The organism is Natronorubrum halobium (genome assembly GCF_051351675.1).
GTDB lineage: Archaea > Halobacteriota > Halobacteria > Halobacteriales > Natrialbaceae > Natronorubrum.
The window spans coordinates 1630391-1655556 of record NZ_CP195595.1; the positions used below are offsets into that span (position 1 = coordinate 1630391).

The window sequence follows — 25166 nt, forward strand, 5'->3', positions numbered from 1 at the left end:
AACGACAAAAACCTCCGTTCCGCGGCAGAACGCCCGTTCGACGCGCGCTGGCACCCACTCTTTTGTCGACGCGAGCCGAATGGACGGCTATGGTTACCCTGTATCAGCTCGAGGGCTGTCCGTACTGCGAACTCGTCGCCGACCGCCTCGACGAACTCGAGGTCGACTACGACAGCGTCTGGACCGAAGGGCTCCACTCGAAGCGCGACGAGGTCAAACGTATTTCGGGCCAGCGCCAGGTGCCGGTGATCGTCGACGACGAACGGGGGGTCACGATGGCGGAATCCGAACGCATTATCGACTATCTCGACGCGAACTACGCCTGACATCGACGCGAACTACGCTGTCCCCGTCGCTTTCACCCGCTACTCGTCCTCGAGACCGTGGGGGTCGAGTCCGGGATCCTCGACGCCGGGCGCACCGATCGCGAGGACCACCCCCTGTTCGTCGCCGACGTTGCGATGGCCGTGGCCGATCTCTGGTTTGGCGATCCAGAACGTCCCCGGACCGGCGTCGACGTACTCCTCCTCGCCCGACCGACCGAGTTTCAGCGAGAACTCGCCCTCGAGGACGTAGTAGAGCTCCTCCTGTTCGGCGTGGGCGTGGTAGTTGATCTCCTCGCCGGGCTCGAAGTACCAGAGCTTGAGCTGGACGTGTTCGGTATCGAGAACCTCGTCGAGCGCGCGAATCTGGAGGTCCGGCGGCACTTCGTCGACCTCCGAGAGATCGGTCTTCGGTACGTCGTCGGTGTGGACGACCTCGTACTCCATGTCAGTAGATAGCACATCGACGAATAGTAAAAGTGTCCGGTCGACCGGTCCTCTTTGCTGGTTCCGCCGTTCGAATCCGTCAGCACCTCACCCCGGACCGAACTGAACCGCACTGACTGCACCGTGTAGTCCCGGCGATCACGAACTGGAGCGATCGACAGGGTTGCCCTCCCTCGAATCGGTCTCCCTCGGTACGACGCCGATCTCTCCCTCGAGCGCCTGCGGATTCGCCTGTCCGAGGTCGATCCCCGCGTCCTCGAGGCGGCTGACGACCTCGCGGGCGTACTCCGAGCGGATGCGACCGTAGGCGACGTGGTCGGGATCGGCGATCCACAGCGACGCGACGACCTCGACCGTCTCGCCGAGTTCGGCGACGCGGACGACCGGTTCCGGCTGCTCGAGGACGTCGGCGTGGTCGGCCGCCGTCTCCGCGAGCACCCGGACGACGGTGTCGAGGTCGTCGTCGTAGTTGACGGCGACGGGGACCGTCAGGCGGAGTCGCTCGTTGACCACGGCGTTGGTCACCGCGTTCGCGGTCAGTTCGGAGTTGGGAACCGTGATCACCTCGTTGTCGAAGGTCCGGACCCGCGTCGAGCGGAAGCGAATGTCTTCGATGACCCCCTCCTGTTCGTTCCAGCGAATCCAGTCGCCGATGTTGAACGTGGGATCGGTGACGATGAAGACGCCGCTGACGAGGTTCCCGACTACGTTCTGGGCGGCAAAGCCCAGCGCGACCGTCAACCCGGCGACGAGGATCGCCGCCCGCTCGAGGATGAAGTCGAGTCCGGCGATCGACAGCCCGATCACGACTGCGCTCGCGATCACGCCGAAGGCGGCGGCGCTCTCGAACCCCTCTTGGAGGGTTCGTTCGGTCCCGCGGTACTCCATCGCGAGTCGAACGGCCGGCAGGACGACGAACCGGCCGACCGCGTACACCAGCGCGAACGTCATCAGGAAGGTCACGACGTTGTCGAGCAGCGAGAGGTAGGCGGCGATCAACTGCTCGAGGCGGGTCAACACGGACACGCGTTCGGCGTTCGATCAGGACTCGCACAAGGGTTTGGCCGGCATGCGCGCCGAGGGCGGGATCGTCGTCGTATCGCGTGTCGTTATTCGAACGCGATCGCGCCGTCGTCGTCCGGAACGACGGCGCCGTCCTGCTCGGCGAAGGCCTCGCGAACGTGGTCGTACGTCTCCTCGAGCGCCTCGACGATCACCGACGTGTCGCTGAGGACTGGCATGAAGTTGGTGTCGCCCTCCCAGCGCGGGACGACGTGCGTGTGCAGGTGGTCGTCGATGGAGCCGCCGGCCCCGTCACCCAGGTTCAAGCCGGCGTTGAAGCCGTCCGGCTCCAGTGCAGCCTCGAGCGCGTCGAATGCTCGCTGTTTCAAGCGGGCGTGATCGAGCAGTTGCTCGTCGGCCAGCGCCCGGTAGTCGCCGGTGTGGGCGCGGGGGATCACCATCGCGTGACCCGGGTTGTACGGGTAGTTGTTCAGCATGACGAAGGCGTGCTCGCTCCGTGCAAGCAGCAAATTCTCCCTGTCCGGGCCCTGGTCCGGTAGTTCACAGAAGACGCAGTCGTCGATATCGGAGTTCTTGTCGTCGCGTTTGATCCAGTCGATCCGCCACGGTGCGAACACCTGCTCCATATCCGTCACCACTCGAGCCGGACCTAAAGCGTTTCACTCCCGTCGTTCGGACCGGCGTCCGTAGTAAACAGTCCTTGTAACTTTCCAATCAGCGACTGTATCTAAACGGCAACTGTAAAGGAACCTTTCATGAACGCTCGTAAACGCTCTCGTGGCCGCAGCGGTCGCCTAACGGTGTATCGTTCGGCCGTTCGACTCAGCGCTCGAAATGAAACAGGGATTTAAGACCATACTGCCGAAAGATCCGCTAATGGCAACGACTGACGACTCCGTCAACGGGATGACCGAGCACTGCAACGACTGCGATCTGGACACGCTCCACGAGGTGTCCGTCCAGATCCGGACCGAGAGCCTCAAGAAAGAGAACGCCCAGTTCTCCCGCGAACCCTACCGCGTGGCCGAGTGCCAACGCTGTGGCAACCGGACGAGCCAGCGGATGAACAACGCCTGAGAACGCCGACCGATTCGAACTCGGTGACGAACGGGACGAACACTGCCCTGTTGCCGGTCTCTCGCTCTCCCGCCGCCTGCCGTAAGCAGGCAACGATGCTGCCTCTCCGTTCGAAGTAGCGAAGACGGCACGTCTCGGAACGTGCTGGCATCCGACCGCAGGTTACTCCGTCGTCACTTCACAGCCGTCTTCGGTGATGATGATCGTGTGCTCTTTCTGGCTGACGAGGAAGCCGTCGTCTTCCTTGAGCACCGGGTAGCCGTGGACGATGTTGTTGCGCTTGAGTCGTCGCAGCGCCATCTCGGCGCGGTCGGTCTCGAGCCACCGCGTCGCGAAGGGCAGCGTGCGGAACTCCTCGGTGATCTGCTCGAGCGCGTCGCGGGCCTGTCGGTTTCGAACGGAGCCCTCGCGCTCGAGGGAGAAGATCTCCTCGCTGGCGCCTTCGGTCACCTTGCCGCCGCCGTCGGTCGCGAACGGTTCGATCGCGACGACGTCGCCGACCTCGAGCGTCGTCCCCTGTGAGACGGAGCGGTTCGGGATGTTGGGGCTGGTGTGTTGTTCCCAGTGGCCGAGTCCGTGGCCCGTGAGGTTGACGACGGGGTTGTAGCCGTAGCCCGTGATGACGTCCTCGATCTCGGCCCCGATGTCGCCGGTGTCGACGCCCGGTTCGATGACGTCGATGGCCGCCTCGAGGGCCTGCTCGGAGGCCTCGGCGAGTTCGGGGGTGCCCGAAAGATCGACGGTGATCGCGGTGTCGGCCAGCCAGCCGTCGACGTGGACGCCGATGTCCAGGTTGATCATCTCCTCGCCGAACGTCTCCTCGTCGTCGATCGACGGCGTGGCGTGGGCCGCTTCTTCGTCGATCGAGATGTTAACCGGGAAGGCGGGTTTGCCGCCGAGTTCGCGGATGCGGTCCTCCGCGTACTCGGCGATTTCGAGGTGGCTCACGCCGACCTCGACGCGCTCGGCTGTCTCTTCGCGCACTTGCGAGAGGATCTCGCCCGCTTCGCGGTGTTTCTCGTACTTCTCGGACTCGAGGTCCACCTCGGATTCGGCCATGCACCGGGGTTGTACCGGTCGACAAAAAGAGGTTCCGTCTCCGGTCGACTCGCTCGCGGTGACGCCGCTCAGACCGTTGGAACCGTCGAACGGTCGGTATCGACCCAGTCACACTCGGAACAGGCGTCGACGCCGTGTACGTTCGAGAGCCTCGACGCACACTGCGGACAGTGGCGGGCCGCGTGGTAGGGGGCTTCGAGCATCGTGTTTGACGAGGGTCACGACGATATTAAAAGTACCTCACGACAATCGTCGAAAACTCGGCCGATACCTTCGTGGCTGGTGTGAACGGTTCCCTCGAGGCAGACTATGGCTACTCCACTCGAGGCAGACTCCGGCTGCGGACCTCGAGGACGGTTACGACCGCCGATCCGCCCGAGCGGTTTGCATCGCGGCGCTGTTGTACGCCGAGCCGAGGGTTCCGCGCGCATCGATCGCGATGACGCCGGCCGTCGAGCCGGTGAGTTCGCCGAACTCGTCGATCGCCAGCGTCGCCGCCTCCTCGGCGTCACAGCCGCGCTCGACGTGGCGGGCGACCCGTCTCGAGAGCGTCACGCGGGCGATGTCTTCGCCGGCACCGGTCGCGCTGACCGCCGCGGCGGGTGAACAGTAGAACCCCGATCCGACCTGCGGAACGTCCCCGACGCGGCCGGCCAGCGCGAGCCACCGGCCGCCGGTCGAGGTCGCCGCGGCGAGCGAGTCGCCGTCGAACGCGACGGCGCCGACGGTGTCGTGATCTTTCGGATCACTGCTCGTCGGACTTCGTCCGACGGTGTCGTGATCCAGATCGTCGGCGGGTCGCTCCGGGTCACCGTTCGATCCGTCGTCGTCACGGCCACCGGGGTCGGACCGGCCGTACCGATCGCGGATCCACTCGAGGTGGGCCCCGGAATCACCGGTGGGGGGCTCGAGGTCGGCCCACTGTTCGCGCGTGCGCGTCGACCAGAGGTCGACGCCGGTCTCGACGCCGAACGCGTCGGCCAACGCGACGGCGTGGTCACCGGAGACGAAGCCGTGTGGCGTCTCTTCCTTGACGACGCGGGCGACGCGCAGCGCGTGTTCGACGCCCGGCATCGAACAGGCGGCGCCGACCGACCGATCGTCGGTCATCAGCCCCGCATCCGTCCGGATCACGCCGTCGCTCTGGACTGCGCTGCCGACACCGGCGTTGAACCGCGGATCGGACTCGAGAACGGCCACCGCGGCTTCGACCGCGTCGACCGGCTCCGATTCCGCCGCGCCGCGGTCGGCCGCCCGGTCGAGAACGTCCCGCCTGGGTTCGGGGTCGTCGGGGTCGCTACCGGCTCCGCCGTGGACGAGTACCTGCATACGCTCTCCAGTGAGTTCGGGATACGAGAGGGTTTCGCGATCGACCGCCGGCGACGAAATCCCGTACACTTACGACAGCGGCCTGTGTACCGCTGACGACAATGACGCCAGTCGCGTTACTCGCCGTCTTCTGTGCGACGATGGCTGCCATCGCGGTCGGGCGACTGGCGGCCGACGACAGACGGGACCGCGTCGACGTCGGTTCGGCACTCGTCGTCGTCGGTATCACCCTGCTGACCGTCCTGTGGGCCGCCCTCGAGGAGGGCTGGCTGACGGTGGTGGGACGGGGAACGCTGGGGCTCGTCGGTGCGTGTCTCGTCGGTGCGGGTATCGTGGTGATGGTCCGGTACTGGGACGACCCCGTCGAACCGAACTGCTCGTAGTGTCCGATCGGCGTCTCACACCAATTTGGCGGGGAGACGGGACGCACTCGATGACGATATCTCCTCGCCCGAAACGGGACGATGACCGTCCGTACGGGAGCGGCGGTTTGTGTTACCCGACCGAATCGGATACGATCCGCGTTCGCGTCGAATCGCGGCCGTGATCCGGTTCCGGATCGTCAACATTTCGTCGTCCGTCGATAGAAATGGTAGACCTTTTACCCCCGTCGAAGAACCGTACAGACGAGATGAGCTACGACAAGATCGAGGTCCCGGAAGACGGGGAGCAGATCACGCTGAAGGAAGGTACCGAAAACGAACTCGAGGTACCTGACAACCCGATTATCCCGATTATCTACGGTGACGGTGTCGGCAGTGACGTCGGCCCTGCCGCACAGAAGGTCCTCGAGGCTGCCGCGGAGGCGACCGGTCGCGATATCAACTGGATGCGCGTCTACGCCGGCGAGTCCGCTCGCGAGAAGTACGACGAGAACCTCCCGCAGGAGACCGTCGAAGCGATCAAGGAACACCGCGTCGCGATCAAGGGCCCGCTGACGACGCCCGTCGGCGCCGGGTTCCGTTCGCTGAACGTCGCGCTGCGAAAGAAACTCGACCTCTACGCGAACGTTCGACCGACCTACCACATGGACGGCGTTCCGTCGCCCGTCAAGAACCCCGGCGAGATGGACATGATCACCTTCCGTGAGAACACGGAGGACGTCTACGCCGGCATCGAGTGGGAGGAAGGCACCGACGAAGTCCAGCAGGTCAAGGAGTTCGTCGAGGGCGAGATGGGCGCCGACGACGTCATCCACGACGGCCCCGTCGGCATCGGCGTCAAGCCGATCACGGAGTTCGGAACGAAGCGACTCGTCCGCCGCGCCATCGACTACGCCTTAGAGCACGACCGTGACTCGGTCACGCTGGTCCATAAGGGCAACATCATGAAGTTCACCGAGGGCCAGTTCCGCGACTGGGGCTACGAGGTCGCCGAAGAGGAGTACGGTGACGAGGTCATCACCGAGGACACCCTCTGGGAAGAGCAGGACGGCGAAGTCGACGACGACACGCTCGTCGTCAACGACCGTATCGCCGACAACATGCTCCAGCAGTTGCTCACGCGAACGGACAACTACGACGTCATCGCGACGATGAACCTGAACGGGGACTACATGTCCGACGCCGCCGGCGCACAGATCGGTGGCCTCGGCATCGCCCCCGGTTCGAACTTCGGCGACGGCCTCCTGCTCGCCGAGCCAGTCCACGGCTCCGCACCCAAGTACGAGGGCCAGGACAAGGTCAACCCGACCGCCATGATCCTCTCGGGCCGCATGATGCTCGAGTACATCGGCTGGTCCGACGCCGCCGACCTCGTCCGCGACGCCGTCGAAGAGACCATCTCCTCCGGCAAGGTCACCTACGACCTCGAACGACAGCTCGAGGACGCCGAGAAGCTCGCCACCAGCGAGTACACCGAGGAAGTCGTCAGCAACATTGAAAAGCTGTCATAGACAGCTTTTCAAGCAGTCAGATTCCGTCGGAATCTGACGATATCGAAAAACTGGCTTACGCCAGTTTTTCGGACAGTCAGGCCGCTCCGCGGCCTGACGCTCTCGAGAAGTTCGCGTAAGCTCACTTCTCGGACTCTCGCGGTATTTCTCTCCGTATCGCGCCTATCCGGTATCCGCGTTCGCTGCACGCTCGAGATCAGCCCCGATAGCGCCGCAGTTCGACGACGAAGACGGCCCCGCCGGCCTCGTTTGACTCGATCCAGACGTCGCCACCGTACTGCGTGACGAGCGTATCCACGAGATAGAGACCGATCCCCGAGCCCTCGCTCTCGAGTCCCCGTTCACCGCGGCCGAACACGACGTCGCGCTGGTCGGGTGGAACACCCGAGCCGTTGTCCGAAATTCGGACGCGTACGGTGTCGTCGTCCCGATCGCCACTGATCTCGATGCGCGGTTCGTCCGCGTCGTTGTGCTGGACCGCGTTGTTCAGGAGATTCCTGAACACGGTCGACAGCAGCGGACTCGCTCGGACGTCGACACGCGGAATGGACCCGATATCGAAGTCGACACCCGCGTACGCCTCACGGCGCCGCTCGACCGTCTCGGTGAGCGTCTTTTCGAGCGGAATCGCCGTCATCTCGTGGCTGCCGTCCGAATCCCAGGCTTCGGAGAACGCCTGCAAGGTCTCGGTGAGTTCGATCGTGTGCCGCGTCGTGTTCAGCATTCGCTCGAGCATCTCGCGTTCGTCCGCGTCGACGCGATCTTCGAGTTCGGACCCCCAGCCGAGGACGACCGCCATGTCGTTGCGGATGTCGTGGCGGACGATGCGGTTCAGCAGGACGAGTTCCTCGTTTCGCCGGGCGAGCGTCGTCTCGTTTCGCTCGAGTCGCCGGCTCAGTACCGACGCGTCGTGAAAGACGTACGACTGGCGGACGACCAGCGCGAGTAACGCGGTGCCGGCGAGTCCCAGTCCGACGGGACCGAGGTCGCCGACCGACACAGCGTACCCCGTGACACCCATCGCGAGCAGGAAGGGGGCGTAGGGCGCGACGGTCTCCCAGAATTCGTATCTACGGCGGTCGGTCGGGGACGGCGGTGTCGCTGCCGCCGGGTGAAGTGCAGCGAGTGCGATCGCCAGATAGCCGACGAGCCAGATCGTATCGAATCCGTTATAGACGTATCCGCCGCCGAACGAGAGGAAGGCGAACACGCTGTCGGCGAGCGCCCAGACGAAGACGCCTGCGGCCAGGAACGTGATCGGAACTCGACGCGGAGCGCGCGCGTTCGCTGCGACGATGAACGCGACCGATCCCACGACGATATCGAGCGCCGGGTACGCCACGGATACCCACAGCGTGTAGCGATCGACATCGCTGACCGCCAGGATCGGTTCGAGCACGAAGTGCCAACTGACCGTGAGCAACGCAATCGAAACGAGGACGCCGTCGAGACCGATACGCAGCACCGATCCCGGACGGTGGCGAGTGATAGCGATCGTCAGCAGCCCAGCCGCGATGAACGGGTAGCCGCCGAGATAGAACAGATCCGGAAGACCGGGGTACGGGACTCCGCCGACCCACAGCTCGTACCCCATCCACGAAAGTTCGCCGACCGCGTAGAGTCCCGCACCGACGGACACGAGTCCCCAGCCGAGTCTGTCGGACACGTCGCTCTGAGCCGTCAACAGACCCAGTGCTCCGGTCGCCGCGATCGCGCCGAGCGAGAGGCTGACGTTCGAGAACACGAGCGTCGCTCGAGTCCCGCCGACCGTCGCGTGCATCCAGACTGCCGAGCACAACACGGCCAGTATCGCAGCGATCCAGACCTGTCGGTAACGTACCGAACCGACGCGAGTACGGATCCTCGAATCGGCTCTCGGATCGAACTGATCGAGCCACTCGGGTTTCGATTCGGACGTCATCGCTTCCTATCACGTTACCGGGACACAGCACTAAAGAGACACTGGCCCACTACTGCTGGGCGAGTACCGTGACCTCAAGCGATCGACCCTCGGGTTCCGAGGGACGGTGGGGTACCGGTGATGGTGAATCGCTCCCGTTTCGTCACGGTGGTCGGAAATACTAACTGGACCATCCGGCCTCGGAAACGATTTTAGAAATCGAACCGACCGTTCTCGAACCCATCGAATATCGTTATCAGTCGGATCGGTGTGATTCGTTGACACATGGTGGACGATCGCGATCCATCGGCGGTACCCAGACGAACGTTTCTCGCCGGAACGGCCAGTACAACGTCGCTCGGTGTGGTCGGCGCAGGAACGGCCACCGACGACCGGCGAGAGAAACCGACGAAGAACGAGACCGCTCCGTGGCAGCCGACCGGCCACGACCTGCCGATGGACGACGGCCATCGGCTTCGAGTGTGGGAGCGATCACCCCCGGATCCCGACGAAGCCGTCATCTTCGTCCACGGGATGACCTACGGGGCCGTCTCGATGTTCGATCCGCCCGTCGCGGACGACTTCGGTTGGCTGTCGTACGCCGTCGAGCGGGGACAGGCCGCCTTCGCACCCGACATGCGCGGCTACGGCGACACCGAACTGCCGGACGAGTTTCGAGCACCGCCGGAGGCGAACGCGCCGCCGCTGTCGTTCGAACGCGAGGCTCGAGACCTCCTCGAGCTTACGCGCTGGCTCCGCGAGGAGCGCGGCTTCGACCGTATCCACTACGTCGGTCTGTCGGGTGGCACCTGGCGCGGCCGGGCCGTCTACGAACTCGGCGAGCCCGACTACGAGACGGTGACGCTCGCGGGGGGCTCGTTCGACACGCTCGAGGTCGGTGCCGACCCCGAGGGACCGGCGTATCTGCCGCATACGCGGGACGAGTTCGTTCAGGCGTGGAACGCGGAGGTGCCAGCGGGCGCCGACCTCGACTACTGGATCGGCGGCGAGGAGTACACCGCCGACGAGGTGCAGTCCGCGGTCTGGCGCGCCATCTTCGAGAGCGCGCAGGCCATCGACGACGAGCCGGAGACGGTGATCAACCCGCTCCCCGTCCAGACCAGCGACTACCACCCCGGGCAGATCACGGATCCGACGTTCGTGATTCGGGCCTCGAGCGACGAGACCATCTCCCGGGAGGGGGCGTTGAACCTCTACGACGCCGCCGGTGCGGCGGACCACCGAAAGCAGTACGCTGAAATCGCCGGCGGAACGCACTTCATCTTCCTCGAGCGCAAGCGCCGCGCGTTCTTCCACGAGGTGTACGACTTCCAGCGGCAGTACGCGGAGTCCGAACGCGGTCGGCGGGGCCCACCGACGGGACGGCGGCCGGACGTGTCGTAACGCTCTCGTCGCGGCGGGCCGAACTCGCTCGCAATGACTGAAGTACGCGCGGTCGACTCGGCGGACGAACTCGAGGACGCATTCGCGGTTCGCCGGACGGTGTTCGTCGAGGAACAGGGCGTCGACGAGGAACTCGAGTACGACGAGCACGAGGAGGAGTCGATTCACTTCGTCGCCTACGACGGCGACGACCCGATCGGGGCCGCTCGGTTGCGGGAGCCCGAAACGGGTCTCGGGAAGGTCGAACGCGTTGCCGTCCTCGAGTCGCGGCGCGGGGAGGGGGTCGGTCTCGCGGTGATGAACGCTCTCGAGGAGGAGGCCCGTGAGGAGGGTCTCGAGTCGCTGAAACTACACTCTCAGACGCACGCCGCCGCGTTCTATCGAAATCTGGGGTACGAACGGTACGGCGAGGAGTTCGAAGAGGCGGGGATTCCGCACGTGAAAATGCGGAAGCCGCTTGACTGATCCGGTCCTGTCGGCAACTCGCGTTTTTCGATCCGTAATAGGGTATAAAAGCAGACCCGGTTTCAGCGGTGATTGATTCGATGAATTATGTTAGCGGGTGTCGACAAACTGAGCTATGGAAGCGGACGAGTTGCTGCCGGAGCACAGCATCTTGAATCTAGACGAACACCTCGAGATGCAGCGCTCGATCGGCAACGAGACGCGGTTTCGCGTGCTGAACACGCTGGTCGAGGAGGGACCACAATCCGCGAGCGAACTGCGCGACCGACTCGAGGTCCGATCGAACACGTTACACTACCACCTCGACGAACTCGTCGACGTCGGCCTCGTCGAGAACCGGAAACGAAAGGACCCCGATAGTGACGGGCTCTACTCGTACTATCGGGCGACCTCGCTCGGCGACGGGATCCTCGAGCACGGCGTCCGCGAACTGATGAGACGGGAGTGGGACGCGCTCGAGGCGTACGACTGAACAGGACTGGTATCGAATTACCTTCAACTATCTCGTCGCTCTGCTATCGTGGCAACGGGGATTTCCACGTCTTCCCCAGCCGATTTCTCTTCACGGGCGCGGAGCGCCCTCTGCTCACGGGCGCAACGCGCCCGTCTGCTCACGGACCGTCGGTCCGTTCGCACGGTCTGCGAGACCTCCGGTCTCGCACTATTCGCATGGTATGCGGGACCTGCGGTCCCGCACTAGTCGCATGGTTCGCGGAACCGTTGGTTCCGCGCTAACGCTTGCTCCTTTCAGTCCCGCGCTCATCCAAAGGCAGACGCTTCGCGTCTTCCAAGCCGTCACTCGCTACCGCTCGCGACGACCTCGCGCGTTATCGTCGATCAGTCCTCGCTTTCGCTCACGGTTCACTCCGTTCACCGTTCTCTTTCCGAGGATCTCACTCCGCTCGAACCTCGCTTTCGCTCGGACATGATCGACAGCGCGCGCCATCCGCGGTAGAGTATCAATTCGAAGTGGGACGGAAGGCGAATTGAACGGCTACCCGAGTCGCTCCTCCCACTCGTCGGCGGCCATCGACTCGCCGCTAACGCCGTCGGGCCCCTGCGCGGCGAGCAGGACGGCCGCATCGTCCATCACGTCCGGATCGAGGATTTGCTCGCGTTCTTCCTCCGGGAGGTGCGCCCAGATGTCGGTATCGACCCGACCGCCCGGATCGAGCGCGTTGGCGTTGACGCCGTGGGCTTCGCCCTCGAGCGCCGTCGTCCGGGTGAGTCCCTCGAGCCCCCACTTCGAACTCACGTAGGCACCCGCGCCGGCGATCGCTCGCCGGCCGAGCCCCGACGAGATGTTGATGATGTTGCCCCGTTCCTGCTCGTACATGTGCGGCAGGACCTCGCGGGTAAAGAGGAAGACGCCCTTGAGGTTGATCTCGAGGACGGTGTCCCACTCCGCTTCGGTGACGTCGACGAGTCCGTTCCGCGAGTCCTGCATCCCGAGCAGGCTCACGCCCGCGTTGTTGACGAGCGTGTCGATGCGGCCGAACTCCTCGAGGGTTCGCTCGATCACCCGCTCGACCGCGTCGGCGTCGCGAACGTCCGCGGGAACGACGAGCGATTCGGTCGGCAGATCGGCGGCGATCTCCTCCATTCGCTCCTCGTCGCGGGCCGTGAGCGTGACGCGCGCTCCCTCTTCGGAAACCCGTTCGACCATCGATTCGCCGAGGCCGCGGCTCGCGCCCGTGACGACGACGACTTCGTTCTCGAGTTCTGGCATGGACTGACAGTCGAACCCCACCGGCTTGTATATTGGCTCGATCGGCTCGCGTTCAGACGCCGTCTCGATCGGTTACTCTCCGCCAAACTGGTCCCGAACGTACCGCCCGGCCAGTCCCAGGATCGCGAGGGTCATCGCGGCCGCGAAGGCCACGACGAACGCCGACGTCGGTTCGGTGACGGTCTCGAGTTCCTCGAGGACGAACTCGCCAGCGAGGACGGTCGCGATGGCGAACAGGACGACTCCACCGAGGTTCAGCGGGTTGGAGTTGGTCTCTGGGACGACGTCGGGATCGTTCAACAGGTAGAGGATCACGGCGAGGACGAAGGGCGTCCCGACGAGGCCGAAGGCGAGCACGAGGACGAGCAGTTCGAAGAACGCGCCCTCGAGAAACGCCCCCGCAGCGGAGACGAGCGCGACGGCGACGATCGCGGCCCGATAGCGCGAATCCTCGACGGACTGCTCCCAGCCGAATTTGTCGGCGAGGAGGTACGGCGGAACGATCGTGTTCCCGCCGAGCGTCGAGACGGCCGCCCCGAGGAGACCGGCGAGGAACAGCCACGTGGCGTACTCGCCGGCGACGGGACCGAGGACCTCGGCGGCCTGAATCGCGTCGAGCGTCGCCGGATCGACGCCGGCGTCGGGGAGCACGCTCGCCGCGACGAGGAAGACCGCGAGGCTGAAGATCCCGAAGGCGACGAGCATCGAACTCACGACGTCGAACGTCGCGATGTCGCGGTCCCCATCCGTCCAGCCGCGAGCGCGCATCGTGTAGCTCTGCATCGTCAGGAGCGTGATGTGGACCGCGCCGCCGAGGACGCCGGCGGCGACGACTGCGCCGCCGACCCCGGCCGGCATCTCGGGAGCGAGCCCGGACGCCGCTGCAGCCGGATCGATCGGGACGACGAACACCGACGCGACGAACGTCAGTACGACCAGCGAGACGAGCACTTTGGCGCCGATCTCGGCGAACCGGTAGCCCCCGCCGGCCAGTCCGAGCGCGAGGATCACCGCCCAGGTGACTCCCCAGAGGCGCGGATCGGCGAGCGCGGAGATCCCGACGCCCGCCGTCCCGACGACCGTCGCGCTGACGTCCGCCAGCGTCTTCATAATCACGAGTTGGGCGAGACCCGCGGCGAGAACCGCGTCGACGACGAGCACCCAGGCCCAGAACGAGCCGAGGTGGTCTTCGACGACCGCGACGATCCCGGCCTCGGTGAGCAGTCCCAGTCGCATCGCGAGATACTGGCCGACGGTTCCGAGGACCGCCGAGAGGAGGACCACCCACAACAGCGCGTAGCCGAAGCTCGCACCGGCGACCAGCAGGCTGACCATCGTCGCCGGCCCCGCGGCAATCGCCCCGGCGAGCCACGTCGGCCCCAGTCGCTCGAGTGACGATCCGATCCGTCCGACTCCCCACGAATCCGACGGCTGTGATTCAGTTGCCATCGGCCCACCCTTGACGAGTACGGTATATAACTGCGTGGTATTCGCCGGTGGACCATACACATTCCGGACGGATTCGCGCGACGAAACGGGCATGCCACGTCGACAGCCGTTTCAGGCGATTCGACGGGGTCGGCACCGTGGTCGGATCAGTTCAGTGGTCACCGACCATTTACGGTCGACCGCTACTTATCGTCCGATCACTCGGCGACGTGCACAGCCTGCACTGGCACATTGCGTCCGGCACGCGGATCACGAGGAGTGTGCTGCGGGCGATCCGGAGCGCTCGAGCACCGATCGGGTCAGAGCGGTGAGGATCGAGTCCGAAAACGCGCAGAAATAGCAACACTTATTTTTAGGTTCGCCTAAAACTCGCCCATGTCAGGTAACAATCGGTCTTCGATCGGTCGACGTCAACTACTGACCGGCGGCGCTGCGGCGGCCGGTCTCGCGCTCGCCGGGTGCGTGAGCCAGTCCGGAGAGGAAGACGAGAACGGCGGCTCGGACGGCCCGTACACCGTCGAGATGGAACCCGTCGGGGAGGTCACCTTCGACTCGGTTCCCACCGATTGGATCGCCGGCAACGGAAGCTGGGGGGATATGGGCGTCGCGCTCGGCGTCGGCACGCCCGACGCGGTCTGGCTCCCCGAACGGTACCCGATGCAGTACTACGACGAACTGCCGGGGGTCGACGTCGACACGGATCTCACCAGACTGTCGACCGAGGGCAACGTCGACCCGGAACTGCTCTACGAACTCGATTCGGACGTCCACGTGATCGACCCGAACTTCATCATCAACCGCTTCCAGTGGGAAGAGTCCGAAGTCACGGAGATCGAGGACGCCGTCGGACCGTTCTTCGGGAACACGATCTTCACGCGGACCTACGAGTGGCACGACGACTACGAGTACTACACGCTCTACGAGGGGTTCGAGAAGCTCGCACAGGTGTTCCAGCGCGAGGACCGCTACGAGGCGTTCGCCGACCTCCACGACGAGGTCGTCGGCGACGTTCGAGATCGAGTGCCCGACGAGGATGAGCGCCCGTCGGTCGCCATCCTCTGGCCGACGGCGGAGGAACCCGACTCGTTCTATCCGTACATGATCAACGACGGGACCTCGTACAAACACTGGCACGAACTCGGCGTCTCCGACGCGCTCGCCGAGAACAGCGACGCCGGCGACTTCCACGACCAGCGCGGCGAGATCGACTACGAGACGCTCCTCGACGTCGACCCCGACGTTATCCTGCTCCAGGGCAACGAGAACATGACCGAATCGGAGTTCCAGGCGCAGTTCCTCGAGTACATGCAAGACCACTCGGTCGCGAGCGACCTCCAGGCCGTCCAGAACGAACAGCTCTTCCAGGGCGGCAGCCTCTATCAGGGGCCGATCACCAACCTGTTCCACACCGAGCGCGCGGCGAAGCAGCTCTATCCGGACGAGTTCACCGACGACGAACTGTTCGATCGCCAGGCCGTCGCCGATATCGTCAACGGCGAGTTCTGAAGGGGCGGTTCGATCGACTAACGGACGGTTCGGTTCGATTAGACCGGACCGGACCGCTCGACACGTCGAGTGTTGCGCGAGTTCGACCTTACCTAAATCAAGGCGCTAATGCCCCTTCCTCAGTGAGCGTCATCAGAACGCTTTGCGTTCTGATTGGCAGTCAGAAATCTGTGATTTCTGACGACGTCCGAAGGCGCGAGCAGGGAGGGGATACAGCGTTCACAAGAGCGAAGCTCTTGTGCGCGAACGAGACGCTTCGCGTCTCGTCAACGCCGCACGAGTTTCTTGCACTGTTCTACAGCAGGTCCGCAGGCTCACGCTATCGATACCTTTATGTTACAACAAAGTATATACACAGTTAATGGATCGGCACGAAATCGAGGGCTACGAAGTCCTCGACCGAGACGTTCGCCCGGTCGGAAACGGCGCGCACGTCCTCGTCCCGAAACGGTGGATCGGAGCGGACGTGAAGGTCGTCCGTGTTTCCGAACCCGACGCCGATTCTGGCGAGTAGATCATGCGCTACAACTACAGGTATCGACTCGACCCAACCGACGAACTCCACGAGCGGTTGGCGTGGACTGTCGATACCTGCCGACAGGTCTACAACCACTTCCTGCACCGACTTAACCGAGTAGACGGCACATCCGCCTACTCCGAGCAGTCGATCCTTCCAGACCTCAAACGCGAGTGGACCGACCTGAAGCAAGTCCACTCGAAGGTGTTGCAGAAGGTTGTACAACGACTGTACGACAATCTCTCAACGCTGAAGGGGCGGAAGGACAGCGGCTACCACGTCGGCGAACTCAAGTGGAAAGGACCGCAGGAATATCGCTCGATCAAGTACAGCCAAACCGGTCATCAGACGCTGCGCGTCTGATGGGCAATCAGAAATCGAAGATTTCTGATGACGGCTTCGAACTCAACAACACGAGTGGCCGCGCTGTGCTTTCTCTTTCCAAAATCGGCGATGTTCCGATGGTCTACCACCGCGACGTTCCCGACGGCGCCACGATCAAAGAAGTCGTTGTGAAGCAGGAGCCGACCGGCGAGTGGTTCGCCGTTCTCGGGATCGAAACCGAGAACGACGTACCGCCGAAGCCCGAACGCCTCGAGAAGTGCGTCGGGATCGACGTGGGAATCCTGAAGTATGCCCACGATACCGACGGCACCGCCGTCGAACGTCCCGACCTCACCGAGGAACGCGAGCGGTTGGAGCGCGAGCAACGCAAGCTCTCGCGGAAAGAGCACGGCTCGTCGAACTACCGCAAGCAACAGCGTGCCGTCGCAAATCGTCACGCCGATCTGCAACGGAAGCGTCGGGACTTTCTGCACAAGCTCTCGAACCACTACGCTCACGAATACGATCTTGTGGCGGTCGAAGATCTCGACGCCAAGGGCCTGATGGAACTCCCGTCGAACAGCCGGAACCGCGCCGGAGCGGCGTGGGGAACGTTTCTCCGGATGCTCGAGTACAAGTGCGAACGCGAAGGAACGCACTTTGTCGCGGTCGGTCCGGCTGGAACGACCAAAGAGTGTGCGGCCTGCGGCGTCGAGACGGACAAACCGCTGTGGGTACGCGAACACTCGTGTCCGTCGTGCGGGTTCACTGCAGACAGAGACTGGAACGCGGCCTACAACATCTTGGTACGCGGACTGAAGCAAGTAGGGACGGGCTGTCCCGAATCAACGTGGTTCGAAAATCTTCGATTTTCGTCATCACGAAAGGCGAAGCCTTTCGAACGACCTGCGGAGACTGCGCTCCCTACGGGAACTCATTCGGTTCCTGCAAAGCGCGTCGTGGAAACAGGAAGCCCCATCTGCTCACGGCGGCGAAGCCGCCGTTCGCATGGTCCGTGAGACCGAAGGTCTCACGCTACCCTCAAGAAGCGAACCGCGTCCGCGGTGAGCGAGTAGGGTGGGGAGGAAGTCACTGCTTCCAGTTCGGGTTCTCGCGTGGCGGGCTGAAGATGTCGACGCCGCGGACCGTCTCGTCCCCGCGGTTTTCGGCGCCGTGGGGCTGGTCGCCCGGAATCGCGTAGGAGTCGCCGGGGCCGCAGACGACCTCCTCGCCGTTAGAGACGAAGACGAGTTCGCCCTCGTAGATGAATCCCGTTTGCTCGTTCGGATGGCTGTGTTCTTCGACCACCGCACCGGGTTCGATCTCGAAGTGCTGGACGTTCATCGATTCGGAGCCGGCCATCAGTGCCAGCTGAACGCCGTCGGCGGCTTCAGACGGTTCGAGGTCGTCCAGGGAAATCCGTTCCATAGCGTCTGCGTCGGTGTCCGGGGAGAAAAAGGCACCTCAAGCGGTGATCGGCCCACGCCACCTGTCAGTCGTCGAGTGCGACCGGTCCGCCGTCCGTCGGGACGACCAGCCGACCGTATGCGATGGTCCGTTACCGATCGAACCGACGTATTCAACAGGTCGGCTGCCACACACTGTGACATGTACGCCGTCGTCGGCTGTAGCGAGTGTTCGAACCTCTGGATCATCGAGGGACGCTCGGAGACGACCCAGTGCCCCCGCTGTGGCTCGCGCCGGGGCTACGAGAAACGCAAGAAGTTCGTCGAGACCGAGGACGCGGGGCACGCCCGAGACGTCCGCGCCTCGATGCTCGCGAGTCGACAGGGAGAGGGCGAAGCCTTCGCGAAGTTAGATTCCTTCGACAGTCTCGAGGACGACGTCGCCGAGGGCGTCGTCGACGACGAGGAGTACCTCGAGGAGTCCGGACTGGACGTCGACGAGGTCGAAGCCGCGGGTGATCGCGATCCGCGCCGACCGAATCGCAGCGGGAGCAAGAAGGAGATCGTCGAACGAGCGCTCGAGGAACTGGATCGACCGACCGAGGGTGAGGTCGTCGAGTACGCCGGCGAGCGCGGCGTATCGGCCGAGTACGCTCGAGACGCCCTCGAGAAACTCACGGGCCGCGGCGTGGTGAGCGAGAGTCGCGGCCGGTATCGACTGCTGTAGTTCGATCGCTGGTATCGACCGGACGGAGCCGCCGAACGTTTTAGGCTCACCTAAACTATATGGGCGCAGGAGTTTTAGGCTAGCCTAAATGATTGGGGCGACGCTCGTCGATATCCGTCACCACGTCGAATCGCTCGCGAGTGATACCGGCACCTACTACCTGCGTTGTGGACGAACGGGCGAGCGTCCCGTTCCTGCGACGGGGTTGTACTTCGAGGATCGGCCGGTCGCGCGAGCAGCCGCCCGTGGAACGGAGCAGTACCGTGCCGTGTTGCGTCAGTACGACCCCCAGCTTCCCGATTACGACGTGATCGCTTGCCAGCGGCCGAGGACCGGCGCGACGGCTGACGGGCAACCGACTGTCGACGTCCCACCGCCGCAGGCATCCGAGTCACGGACGGTCGACGGACGCTCACGCGTCGACTTCTGTCACCGGCTCGCCGGCGCCCTGTTCGAAACCATCGCCGACTCGCCTCACGACGGCGTCGAGGACGCGATCATGGACACCTACTTTCAGACGGCGGAGTCGATCGACTCTGCCGACGAACTCTGTCTTCGGCTGCTAGAGAGTATCGCGACGGAACTCGAGGACCGACTCGACTCCGACGAACAACTCGAGATCCTGCGGGCGACCGCAGATCGATTGCCGCCGCGACCGCCTACCCGCGACCCGCTCGAGGCGACCCTGTCTCGGTTGCGATCGTGTACGCTTCTCGAGGAGTACGTTCTCGAGCGCGGCACCGTCGAGTTCGGTGTTCTCGAGCCAGCGTCGCGGGTGATGACGGTACGTGGGTACGCGCTCAGACGGCCCGGAACCCGCGTCGTGACGCTCCCGGTCGTCGTCGAACTGCTTCGACGATGGACGGGGCGGGAGCTGTCCGTGGACTGGGTGCGTGTCGACGCCGAGCGCCGGGGTGCGTGCCGGCTTGCAGTTACGACGTGCCGAACTGACGGGTCGAACGGCCTCCTCACCGTTCCGGAGGTGACCACGTCGTGAGCGTCCGGACGCACGTCCACGTCGCGCGGGAACGCGTCCGAAACGAACTGGAGCGGGTGACCGAAAAGCGGAGCGCGATCGAGCAGTTCCGTCGAGACGTGGAGTCGGTTTCGCCTGCAACTCCGATCCACGCGGGCGAAGCGACGCGAGCGGGACCGGCGACGCCGGTCACGCCCCAGGTCCAGCTGGCACAACAGCGGAACCACCACTCCACGAAGCCGTGTGAGCGGATTCGCGAGGCGTTCGCGGAAACGATCCGGCCGCACAGCGTCTCCGATCTCGAGGAACCGGAACCGCTGTCGATGACGATCCTCGCGGAACTCGGCGACGAGATCGCGACCGTACTCGCGCCGAACGTGGACGTGCCGGTGACACCGCCCGTGAAGCGGGCGATCTGCTCGACGATCGACGACCGGTTGGCGGAGACGGACGCGATGGAGAAGGTCCTCGAAACGGAAGCCGACTCGCTGGTGTCGGCCGAGACCGAACTCGACGCGATCACGGAGTGGCTCGTCGCCGCGAACGAGACCGAACTGTCGGCACTCGGCTTCGAGGAACTTCGGGAGCGCCACGAGACGCTGGCACAGCACCGACGGAGCTGTGACCGACTCCTCCGGGACCGGCAGGCGGTTCTCCACGGCGCGACCACCGGCCGGCCGACAGCCGGTACGGATCACCGGCGGTTTCTGGAGTATCTCTATCGGCCGCTTCCGGTCGCGTATCCGGTCTTGGTGACGACGCTCCGTCTCGAGTCCGTGCTCGCGGACTGCCAGCGCATCGTTCGCGACCACCTGATTCGGCGGGTGTGAGTGCGCTCGGCGTCTACTGCGCGAGCGATCCGATCGGTCGCGATACTCGAAGATCCAGCCGACTCCGAGACGCCCACGTCCGGTTCGCGATTCCGGCGACCTCGTGCGGAGCGGTCCGCTCGGCCGGCAGCGAACGTCAAGGCTTTGCATCGCCCATTTCAACGTACGCACATGGACGAGACGGTGGACGTACAGGCGACGGCGATCGGCGTCGGAACGATCGTCGCGCTGGGCTTTTTCGCGTACGGCAGGTACATCGACGAGACGATCCTCGGGATCGACGCGACGACGGTGGCGACGGCCGCGTTCGCCGCGACGTTCGCCGCTATCGCACTCCTCCACGGTGCGTACGGCAGAGGGGACCTCGCCGTCGCACACGCTACCGCGGCGGTCGGGCTGGGAGTGATTACGGTGGCCGCGACCGGCCCGCAGGTACTCGGCGGGTATCTCCTCCTCGTCGCCGGCGGCGTCTACATCGCGCTCGTGACGGTTCGTGCTCGAGACGACGCCGGCGAAGTCGCCGGCTGAGCGGCAAGCGACCTGTTTACCCGTCGAACGTCTCGCTGCGGAGGCCCGCTCGAGTTATTCTCCGAGGCTCACCGCCCGAGGTCTTCGTGTGCGCTCGCCAGGTGACGGGAGGCCAGCGCCGCGAGCAGGGAGAGTTCGCCGGCGAGCGCGCCGACGGCGATGATCTCCGCGAGCGCGTCGGCGTTCGAGCCAGCCGGATCGCCCCCGCCGCGGAGGCCGAGGATCTCGAGCGCTTCGGACTGCGTCGGCAGTTTCGTCCCGCCGCCGACGGTACCGACCTCGAGGGAGGCCAGCGAGACGCTGGCGTAGAGGTCGGCGGTGCCGTCCTCGCGCCGACGGGCGTCCATCGTCGTGATTGTATTCGCGGCCTCGACGACCTGGGCTTCGTCCTGGCCGGTCGCGAGGAAGGCCGCGGCGACGACGTTCGCCGCGTGGGCGTTGAAGCCCAGACTGCCGGCCTTGGCGCTGCCGGTGAGGTTCTTGCGGGTGTTGGCCTCGGCGATGGCGTCGGCGGTCGTGTGCAGCCGCTCTTCGACGAGTTCGCCGGGGATCAGGACGTCGGCCGTTACCGAGCGGCCGCGGCCCTCGACGGCGTTGATCGCGGCGGGTTTCTTGTCGGAACAGAGGTTGCCCGAGAGCGCGACCAGGGAGGCCGGCGTCTCGCTCTCGACGATCTCGCAGGCTTCGCCGGTCGCGATGGTCGCCATGTTCATCCCCATCGCATCCTTCGTGTCGTAGGCGAATCGCAGGTAGACGGAGTCGCCGACGACGTACGGTTCGACGTCGAGCAGTTCGCCGTGGCTCGTGGTCGATTCGGCTGCGTCGGCCAGCACGTCGAAATTGTCGTTGACCCACTCGACGGTCTCCGCGGCCTCTGCGACCCCCTTCACTCGAAAGACCGGAGCGCGAGTCATTCCGTTCTTCGTCACGCGGGCGTCTGCGCCGCCGGCGGTGCGGATCACGCCGAGGCCGCGGTTGACCGACGCGAGCAGCGCGCCCTCGGTCGTCGCCAGCGGGAGGTAGTGTTCGCCGTCGGCGGCACCGCCGTCGTTCGCTCCGGTCTCTTCGCCGTTGACGTCGACCGGACCCACGATCCCCATCGGAATCTGGGCCGCGCCGATCATGTTCTCGATGTTCGGATCCGCCCGTTCGGCGGGGAACGTGTAGTCGCCGATCGACTCGAGGTCGGTACCGGTTTCCCCTTCGACGAACAGCCGACGGGCCTCGGCCGCGGTATCGTGATCGGTGTGCTCCTCGAGTTCGTGAATGCGAAGCTCGCCCTCGCGTACCCGGGTGGCGAGATCCTCGGGGTCTGTCATGCGTTGGCCAAGACAGCGGTCGGTCCTAAGGGTTGCTGATCGTCGCTGCTCGAGAGCGGAGGAGCAGGTCGACATCGGCGACGACCGAACGCGGCGCCGGACTGCCGTCGACCGACCGCAGCCGCCCCTCGTTATCGATCGGGGTCGGCTCGCGGCCCGTCGGTCGTCGAACCGCGATACCCCATGACGAACTCGGCGGCGACGAGAACGAGAAACGCACCGCCGGCAATAGCCAGAATCACCCGACTCTGGAACTGGTCCGTCGACTCCGCGAACATCGTCGCGAACACCATCGTGGCGATCACGGCGAATCGAACCCGGCTCCGCGGGTCGACGTCGGCGTCGGTCGTCGCGAGGTAGAGTTGCGGAACGGCCACGGCCAGCCCGGCGAACAGGAGGAACGCGAGCAGCGGATTGTCGCCGTACCGGACGGCCAGCCACTGCTCTGCGACGAGTATTCCAGCGACCGCGGCCGCGAGGAGGAGAAACGAGCCCAGAATGACGCGGTTTTCACGGGAGACCATAGCGACGTATTCCGTCGGAGACAGTTAGCGCTTCTGTCACTCCGATCGATATCGAACGGTGGTTCCGGTTCAGTCGGCGGTCGGTCGCACCTCGTCGATCGTCATGCGATGCCACCTGAGCACCTCGTAACAGACGAGCGCGAAGAGCGAAACGGCGCCGATCGACGCGAGCACCAGATACCTGATCCCGGTCGCGTCGGCGGCGAAGAGGGTCGCGAAGACGGCCGTCGCGACCGCCACGAACTGTATCCGTTCTCGAGGCCACGGCTCGTCGTCGGTCGCGGCGAGGTACAGTTGGGGCACGACCACGGCGATACCGGCGAACACGAGAAACGACAACAACGGGTGATCGTGGAGCGAGACCCCGAACTGGTGGTCCGCGATGTTCGAGCCGGTGAGGATGACGACGAACACCAGGAGCGACCCGAAGACGATCCGGCCGTCACGATCGATCATACGGTCAATTCTACGGGCTAACAGGTCAACCTTGCGCTCAGATGCAGTTTCAGCATCTCCGCACACGAGCCGACGGAAGTCGCCGGCACCGCAGCCGGTTCGCTGCGACCTGCGACGGGCCGTCGGCCCGTGGACCCAACTGTTTTGGCCGTCGCCCACGGCCACTCTGCTATGACCGAGGCCGCCGACCTCCTCGTGACCGACGCGGAGGTCCACACCCTCACCGACCCCGACACCGTCCACGAGGCTATCGCCGTCCGCGACGGCGAGATCGTCCGTCTCGGCGATACCGACGAGATCGAGTTCCTCGAGGGCGTCGAGACGGACGTTATCGATTGCGAGGGGCGGGTCGTCCTCCCCGGCTTCGTCGACGCCCACACGCACATGGAGCAACTGGGACAGCACCTGGTTCACGCGGACCTCTCGAGCGCCGACAGCGCCGACTCGTGCGTCGATCTCCTGACCGAGCAAGCCGACGACGACCCCGACCGCGAGCGGATCCTCGGCTTCGGCTACGACGAGAGCGCGTGGGACGACTCGCGGACGCGACCGCTCACGCGCGGGGAACTCGATGCGGTGAGCGAGGAACGACCCGTCGTAGCGGTGCGGGTCGACCTCCACACGGTGTCGCTGAACACGGCCGCGCTCGAGGTTTTCGCGGACGACCTGCCCGACGACGACCTCCAGTACGCCGACGGCGAACCGACGGGAGTCGCCGTCGAGGACGCCGCCGAGGCCGTGAGAAAGCGGCTGACGGCAGCCCGCGAGGAGATGCGCGAGGTGCTCGCAGCGGCGATGGCACGCGCGGTCGAACTCGGCGTCACCGGCGTCCACGACAAGGTTCGCGGCTCGAGGGCCCCGCAGATCTACCGCGAACTGGCGGCCGACGGCGACCTCCCGCTGCGCGTCCGGATCGACTACTGGAGCGACCACCTCGAGTCCCTCGTCGACGTCGGGCTCCCGACGAACGCCGGCGGCAACCGGGTGCAGACGGGCGCGATCAAGTCGTTCTCCGACGGGAGTTTCGGGAGTCGAACGGCCAGAATCCGGGAGCCGTACGCGGACGCAGAGACGGAGTCGAACGCGTCCGACGACGCGCGCGGACAGTGGGTCGTCGACCCCGACGAACTCGCGTCGGTCACCGGGCGAGCCGGCGACGAGGGATATCAGCTCTGTGTGCACGCCATCGGCGACGAAGCGATCGAGGAGACGCTCTCGGCGCTCGAGGAGACCCCCAACGCCGCCACGGCGCGCCACCGAATCGAACACGCTGAACTCGCAACGGACGATCAGATAGCGCGCATGGCCGATGCCGGCATCGTCGCGTCGATGCAGCCGAACTTCCACCGCTGGGCGGACGAGGGCGGACTCTACGATCAGCGACTCGGACGGGAACGGCGAAACCGGACGAACCGATTTCGGCGGGTGCTCGAGGCCGACGTCCCCCTCGCCTTCGGCTCCGACTGCATGCCCCTCGATCCGCTGCTCGGGGTCCACCACGCGGTGAACGCACCCACCGAGGCCCAGCGGCTGTCGGTCACCGAGGCGCTTCGCGCGTACACCCGGGGCGCGGCCTACGCCGGGTTCGACGAGGACCGACTCGGAACGCTCGAGGTGGGTAAGCGGGCCGATCTGGTGGTGCTCGAGGAGTCCCCGTGGGACCGCTCCGAGCGGATCGACGAGATCGACGCGGCGAGGACGATCGTCGACGGCGAGACCGTCTTCGACGAGCGCGAATAGCGTCGCGATCGTTTTCGAGGACTCCGGTGCAGCGCGAGACGGTGGACGGTTCTACCGCCGTTGTGATCGGTGAGGACACTGCCGAGAGAAGCGACGGGTTTCGGGCGTGTCCGACGATCCTCACGTCGGCTCGAGCGATATACCGGGATACCGTTAATTTTCGTGCGTTGTCTGAAAGTGTTACTTACCCAAGGGGTGTAGCGCCGTGATTGGG

At 65.0% G+C, this 25166-nt stretch carries 27 protein-coding genes and 1 pseudogene; 15 read left to right on the forward strand and 13 right to left on the reverse strand.

Translation table 11 applies throughout. The features are described 5' to 3' along the window. The first annotated feature begins 89 nt into the window (after nucleotides 1-89). On the forward strand, nucleotides 90-326 hold the full coding sequence (locus ACSFC7_RS07990) for a glutathione S-transferase N-terminal domain-containing protein (protein WP_436347184.1): 237 nt from the start codon (nucleotides 90-92) through the stop codon (nucleotides 324-326). A 39-nt stretch (nucleotides 327-365) separates the two neighbouring features. Here the strand turns inward: ACSFC7_RS07990 and ACSFC7_RS07995 are convergent, their stop codons facing one another. The 3 genes from ACSFC7_RS07995 to ACSFC7_RS08005 all read right to left on the reverse strand — a co-directional run bounded on the left by ACSFC7_RS07995 (nucleotide 366) and on the right by ACSFC7_RS08005 (nucleotide 2419). Continuing rightward, on the reverse strand, nucleotides 366-770 hold the full coding sequence (locus ACSFC7_RS07995) for a cupin domain-containing protein (protein WP_436347185.1): 405 nt from the start codon (nucleotides 768-770) through the stop codon (nucleotides 366-368). Nucleotides 771-908: 138 nt separating this feature from the next. Next, nucleotides 909-1796 (reverse strand): mechanosensitive ion channel family protein, encoded by an 888-nt coding sequence (locus ACSFC7_RS08000; RefSeq protein WP_436347186.1) that lies wholly within the window; start codon nucleotides 1794-1796, stop codon nucleotides 909-911. Between the two features lie 83 nt (nucleotides 1797-1879). Then, nucleotides 1880-2419: an HIT family protein gene (locus ACSFC7_RS08005; protein ID WP_436347187.1), complete on the reverse strand. Its 540-nt coding sequence runs from the start codon at nucleotides 2417-2419 to the stop codon at nucleotides 1880-1882. A gap of 250 nt (nucleotides 2420-2669) precedes the next feature. On the opposite strand from ACSFC7_RS08005, the gene ACSFC7_RS08010 reads away from it, so the two are divergent. Then, the gene (locus tag ACSFC7_RS08010; RefSeq protein WP_436347188.1) at nucleotides 2670-2870 is read left to right on the forward strand and encodes a DUF7835 family putative zinc beta-ribbon protein; all 201 of its coding nucleotides are present in this window, start codon (nucleotides 2670-2672) and stop codon (nucleotides 2868-2870) included. 162 nt (nucleotides 2871-3032) lie between these two features. On the opposite strand, the gene map is transcribed toward ACSFC7_RS08010, so the two are convergent. From map to ACSFC7_RS08025, 3 genes are all read right to left on the reverse strand, one after another. Further along, entirely contained in the window at nucleotides 3033-3929 is an 897-nt protein-coding gene (map, locus tag ACSFC7_RS08015) for a type II methionyl aminopeptidase (protein WP_436347189.1), read from the reverse strand. A 68-nt stretch (nucleotides 3930-3997) separates the two neighbouring features. Beyond that, nucleotides 3998-4132, reverse strand: coding sequence for a hypothetical protein (locus ACSFC7_RS08020; RefSeq protein WP_436347190.1), 135 nt, complete (start codon nucleotides 4130-4132; stop codon nucleotides 3998-4000). Nucleotides 4133-4286: 154 nt separating this feature from the next. After that, entirely contained in the window at nucleotides 4287-5258 is a 972-nt protein-coding gene (locus ACSFC7_RS08025) for an isoaspartyl peptidase/L-asparaginase (protein ID WP_436347191.1), read from the reverse strand. 101 nt (nucleotides 5259-5359) lie between these two features. On the opposite strand from ACSFC7_RS08025, the gene ACSFC7_RS08030 reads away from it, so the two are divergent. Then, on the forward strand, nucleotides 5360-5641 hold the full coding sequence (locus ACSFC7_RS08030; protein WP_436347192.1) for a hypothetical protein: 282 nt from the start codon (nucleotides 5360-5362) through the stop codon (nucleotides 5639-5641). A gap of 248 nt (nucleotides 5642-5889) precedes the next feature. Further along, nucleotides 5890-7152 (forward strand): isocitrate dehydrogenase (NADP(+)), encoded by a 1263-nt coding sequence (icd, locus tag ACSFC7_RS08035; RefSeq protein ID WP_436347193.1) that lies wholly within the window; start codon nucleotides 5890-5892, stop codon nucleotides 7150-7152. A gap of 196 nt (nucleotides 7153-7348) precedes the next feature. On the opposite strand, the gene ACSFC7_RS08040 is transcribed toward icd, so the two are convergent. Beyond that, nucleotides 7349-9073 carry a sensor histidine kinase gene (locus ACSFC7_RS08040; RefSeq protein ID WP_436347194.1) on the reverse strand — a complete coding sequence of 575 codons (1725 nt, stop codon included), beginning with the start codon at nucleotides 9071-9073 and terminating at the stop codon, nucleotides 7349-7351. A gap of 264 nt (nucleotides 9074-9337) precedes the next feature. Here ACSFC7_RS08040 and ACSFC7_RS08045 point away from each other — a divergent pair, with 264 nt between their 5' ends. The 3 genes from ACSFC7_RS08045 to ACSFC7_RS08055 all read left to right on the forward strand — a co-directional run bounded on the left by ACSFC7_RS08045 (nucleotide 9338) and on the right by ACSFC7_RS08055 (nucleotide 11393). Then, complete coding sequence (locus ACSFC7_RS08045) at nucleotides 9338-10456, forward strand: alpha/beta hydrolase (RefSeq protein ID WP_436347195.1); 1119 nt, start codon at nucleotides 9338-9340, stop codon at nucleotides 10454-10456. Between the two features lie 33 nt (nucleotides 10457-10489). Continuing rightward, a complete protein-coding gene (locus ACSFC7_RS08050; protein ID WP_436347196.1) occupies nucleotides 10490-10921 on the forward strand; it encodes a GNAT family N-acetyltransferase in 432 nt (143 codons plus the stop codon). Between the two features lie 115 nt (nucleotides 10922-11036). Next, on the forward strand, nucleotides 11037-11393 hold the full coding sequence (locus ACSFC7_RS08055) for a helix-turn-helix domain-containing protein (RefSeq protein WP_436347197.1): 357 nt from the start codon (nucleotides 11037-11039) through the stop codon (nucleotides 11391-11393). Nucleotides 11394-11915: 522 nt separating this feature from the next. On the opposite strand, the gene ACSFC7_RS08060 is transcribed toward ACSFC7_RS08055, so the two are convergent. Next, nucleotides 11916-12650 (reverse strand): SDR family NAD(P)-dependent oxidoreductase, encoded by a 735-nt coding sequence (locus tag ACSFC7_RS08060; protein ID WP_436347198.1) that lies wholly within the window; start codon nucleotides 12648-12650, stop codon nucleotides 11916-11918. Between the two features lie 72 nt (nucleotides 12651-12722). Continuing rightward, on the reverse strand, nucleotides 12723-14099 hold the full coding sequence (locus ACSFC7_RS08065) for an NRAMP family divalent metal transporter (protein ID WP_436347199.1): 1377 nt from the start codon (nucleotides 14097-14099) through the stop codon (nucleotides 12723-12725). Nucleotides 14100-14474: 375 nt separating this feature from the next. Here ACSFC7_RS08065 and ACSFC7_RS08070 point away from each other — a divergent pair, with 375 nt between their 5' ends. From ACSFC7_RS08070 to ACSFC7_RS08080, 3 genes and pseudogenes are all read left to right on the forward strand, one after another. Next, a complete protein-coding gene (locus tag ACSFC7_RS08070; protein ID WP_436347200.1) occupies nucleotides 14475-15605 on the forward strand; it encodes an ABC transporter substrate-binding protein in 1131 nt (376 codons plus the stop codon). A gap of 361 nt (nucleotides 15606-15966) precedes the next feature. Continuing rightward, nucleotides 15967-16119 (forward strand): DUF2080 family transposase-associated protein, encoded by a 153-nt coding sequence (locus ACSFC7_RS08075; protein ID WP_014052852.1) that lies wholly within the window; start codon nucleotides 15967-15969, stop codon nucleotides 16117-16119. Nucleotides 16120-16122: 3 nt separating this feature from the next. Next, nucleotides 16123-17465 (forward strand): annotated as a pseudogene (locus ACSFC7_RS08080) (RNA-guided endonuclease InsQ/TnpB family protein). 70 nt (nucleotides 17466-17535) lie between these two features. On the opposite strand, the gene ACSFC7_RS08085 reads toward ACSFC7_RS08080, so the two are convergent. Further along, the gene (locus tag ACSFC7_RS08085; protein WP_436347201.1) at nucleotides 17536-17874 is read right to left on the reverse strand and encodes a cupin domain-containing protein; all 339 of its coding nucleotides are present in this window, start codon (nucleotides 17872-17874) and stop codon (nucleotides 17536-17538) included. A gap of 180 nt (nucleotides 17875-18054) precedes the next feature. On the opposite strand from ACSFC7_RS08085, the gene ACSFC7_RS08090 reads away from it, so the two are divergent. The 4 genes from ACSFC7_RS08090 to ACSFC7_RS08105 all read left to right on the forward strand — a co-directional run bounded on the left by ACSFC7_RS08090 (nucleotide 18055) and on the right by ACSFC7_RS08105 (nucleotide 20913). Next, nucleotides 18055-18579 carry a DUF5817 domain-containing protein gene (locus tag ACSFC7_RS08090; RefSeq protein ID WP_436347202.1) on the forward strand — a complete coding sequence of 175 codons (525 nt, stop codon included), beginning with the start codon at nucleotides 18055-18057 and terminating at the stop codon, nucleotides 18577-18579. An 88-nt stretch (nucleotides 18580-18667) separates the two neighbouring features. Further along, on the forward strand, nucleotides 18668-19576 hold the full coding sequence (locus ACSFC7_RS08095) for a DUF7551 domain-containing protein (protein WP_436347203.1): 909 nt from the start codon (nucleotides 18668-18670) through the stop codon (nucleotides 19574-19576). Then, nucleotides 19573-20385, forward strand: a complete 813-nt coding sequence (locus ACSFC7_RS08100; RefSeq protein ID WP_436347204.1) for a DUF7260 family protein — start codon at nucleotides 19573-19575, stop codon at nucleotides 20383-20385. Before ACSFC7_RS08095 ends, ACSFC7_RS08100 begins: the two co-directional genes overlap by 4 nt. 171 nt (nucleotides 20386-20556) lie before the next feature. Continuing rightward, nucleotides 20557-20913: a hypothetical protein gene (locus tag ACSFC7_RS08105; protein WP_436347205.1), complete on the forward strand. Its 357-nt coding sequence runs from the start codon at nucleotides 20557-20559 to the stop codon at nucleotides 20911-20913. 68 nt (nucleotides 20914-20981) lie between these two features. On the opposite strand, the gene hmgA is transcribed toward ACSFC7_RS08105, so the two are convergent. From hmgA to ACSFC7_RS08120, 3 genes are all read right to left on the reverse strand, one after another. Further along, nucleotides 20982-22232 (reverse strand): hydroxymethylglutaryl-CoA reductase (NADPH), encoded by a 1251-nt coding sequence (gene hmgA / locus ACSFC7_RS08110; RefSeq protein WP_436347206.1) that lies wholly within the window; start codon nucleotides 22230-22232, stop codon nucleotides 20982-20984. Nucleotides 22233-22363: 131 nt separating this feature from the next. Further along, nucleotides 22364-22756, reverse strand: coding sequence for a hypothetical protein (locus ACSFC7_RS08115; RefSeq protein WP_436347207.1), 393 nt, complete (start codon nucleotides 22754-22756; stop codon nucleotides 22364-22366). Nucleotides 22757-22825: 69 nt separating this feature from the next. Next, on the reverse strand, nucleotides 22826-23212 hold the full coding sequence (locus ACSFC7_RS08120; RefSeq protein ID WP_436347208.1) for a hypothetical protein: 387 nt from the start codon (nucleotides 23210-23212) through the stop codon (nucleotides 22826-22828). Nucleotides 23213-23383: 171 nt separating this feature from the next. Here ACSFC7_RS08120 and ACSFC7_RS08125 point away from each other — a divergent pair, with 171 nt between their 5' ends. Beyond that, nucleotides 23384-24952: an amidohydrolase gene (locus ACSFC7_RS08125; protein ID WP_436347209.1), complete on the forward strand. Its 1569-nt coding sequence runs from the start codon at nucleotides 23384-23386 to the stop codon at nucleotides 24950-24952. The last annotated feature ends 214 nt before the right edge of the window (nucleotides 24953-25166 follow it).

Coding starts and splice junctions, on each gene's coding strand:
- ACSFC7_RS08085 (WP_436347201.1), bottom strand. CDS start 17,874: ATGGAACGGATTTCCCTGGACGACCTCGAACCGTCTGAAGCCGCCGAC.
- ACSFC7_RS08055 (WP_436347197.1), top strand. CDS start 11,037: ATGGAAGCGGACGAGTTGCTGCCGGAGCACAGCATCTTGAATCTAGAC.
- ACSFC7_RS07990 (WP_436347184.1), top strand. CDS start 90: ATGGTTACCCTGTATCAGCTCGAGGGCTGTCCGTACTGCGAACTCGTC.
- map (WP_436347189.1), bottom strand. CDS start 3,929: ATGGCCGAATCCGAGGTGGACCTCGAGTCCGAGAAGTACGAGAAACAC.
- ACSFC7_RS08045 (WP_436347195.1), top strand. CDS start 9,338: ATGGTGGACGATCGCGATCCATCGGCGGTACCCAGACGAACGTTTCTC.
- ACSFC7_RS08095 (WP_436347203.1), top strand. CDS start 18,668: ATGATTGGGGCGACGCTCGTCGATATCCGTCACCACGTCGAATCGCTC.
- ACSFC7_RS08120 (WP_436347208.1), bottom strand. CDS start 23,212: ATGATCGATCGTGACGGCCGGATCGTCTTCGGGTCGCTCCTGGTGTTC.
- ACSFC7_RS08030 (WP_436347192.1), top strand. CDS start 5,360: ATGACGCCAGTCGCGTTACTCGCCGTCTTCTGTGCGACGATGGCTGCC.
- ACSFC7_RS08070 (WP_436347200.1), top strand. CDS start 14,475: ATGTCAGGTAACAATCGGTCTTCGATCGGTCGACGTCAACTACTGACC.
- ACSFC7_RS08020 (WP_436347190.1), bottom strand. CDS start 4,132: ATGCTCGAAGCCCCCTACCACGCGGCCCGCCACTGTCCGCAGTGTGCG.
- ACSFC7_RS08005 (WP_436347187.1), bottom strand. CDS start 2,419: ATGGAGCAGGTGTTCGCACCGTGGCGGATCGACTGGATCAAACGCGAC.
- ACSFC7_RS08075 (WP_014052852.1), top strand. CDS start 15,967: ATGGATCGGCACGAAATCGAGGGCTACGAAGTCCTCGACCGAGACGTT.
- ACSFC7_RS08090 (WP_436347202.1), top strand. CDS start 18,055: ATGTACGCCGTCGTCGGCTGTAGCGAGTGTTCGAACCTCTGGATCATC.
- ACSFC7_RS07995 (WP_436347185.1), bottom strand. CDS start 770: ATGGAGTACGAGGTCGTCCACACCGACGACGTACCGAAGACCGATCTC.
- ACSFC7_RS08060 (WP_436347198.1), bottom strand. CDS start 12,650: ATGCCAGAACTCGAGAACGAAGTCGTCGTCGTCACGGGCGCGAGCCGC.
- ACSFC7_RS08025 (WP_436347191.1), bottom strand. CDS start 5,258: ATGCAGGTACTCGTCCACGGCGGAGCCGGTAGCGACCCCGACGACCCC.
- ACSFC7_RS08040 (WP_436347194.1), bottom strand. CDS start 9,073: ATGACGTCCGAATCGAAACCCGAGTGGCTCGATCAGTTCGATCCGAGA.
- ACSFC7_RS08010 (WP_436347188.1), top strand. CDS start 2,670: ATGGCAACGACTGACGACTCCGTCAACGGGATGACCGAGCACTGCAAC.
- icd (WP_436347193.1), top strand. CDS start 5,890: ATGAGCTACGACAAGATCGAGGTCCCGGAAGACGGGGAGCAGATCACG.
- ACSFC7_RS08115 (WP_436347207.1), bottom strand. CDS start 22,756: ATGGTCTCCCGTGAAAACCGCGTCATTCTGGGCTCGTTTCTCCTCCTC.
- hmgA (WP_436347206.1), bottom strand. CDS start 22,232: ATGACAGACCCCGAGGATCTCGCCACCCGGGTACGCGAGGGCGAGCTT.
- ACSFC7_RS08125 (WP_436347209.1), top strand. CDS start 23,384: ATGACCGAGGCCGCCGACCTCCTCGTGACCGACGCGGAGGTCCACACC.
- ACSFC7_RS08050 (WP_436347196.1), top strand. CDS start 10,490: ATGACTGAAGTACGCGCGGTCGACTCGGCGGACGAACTCGAGGACGCA.
- ACSFC7_RS08105 (WP_436347205.1), top strand. CDS start 20,557: ATGGACGAGACGGTGGACGTACAGGCGACGGCGATCGGCGTCGGAACG.
- ACSFC7_RS08065 (WP_436347199.1), bottom strand. CDS start 14,099: ATGGCAACTGAATCACAGCCGTCGGATTCGTGGGGAGTCGGACGGATC.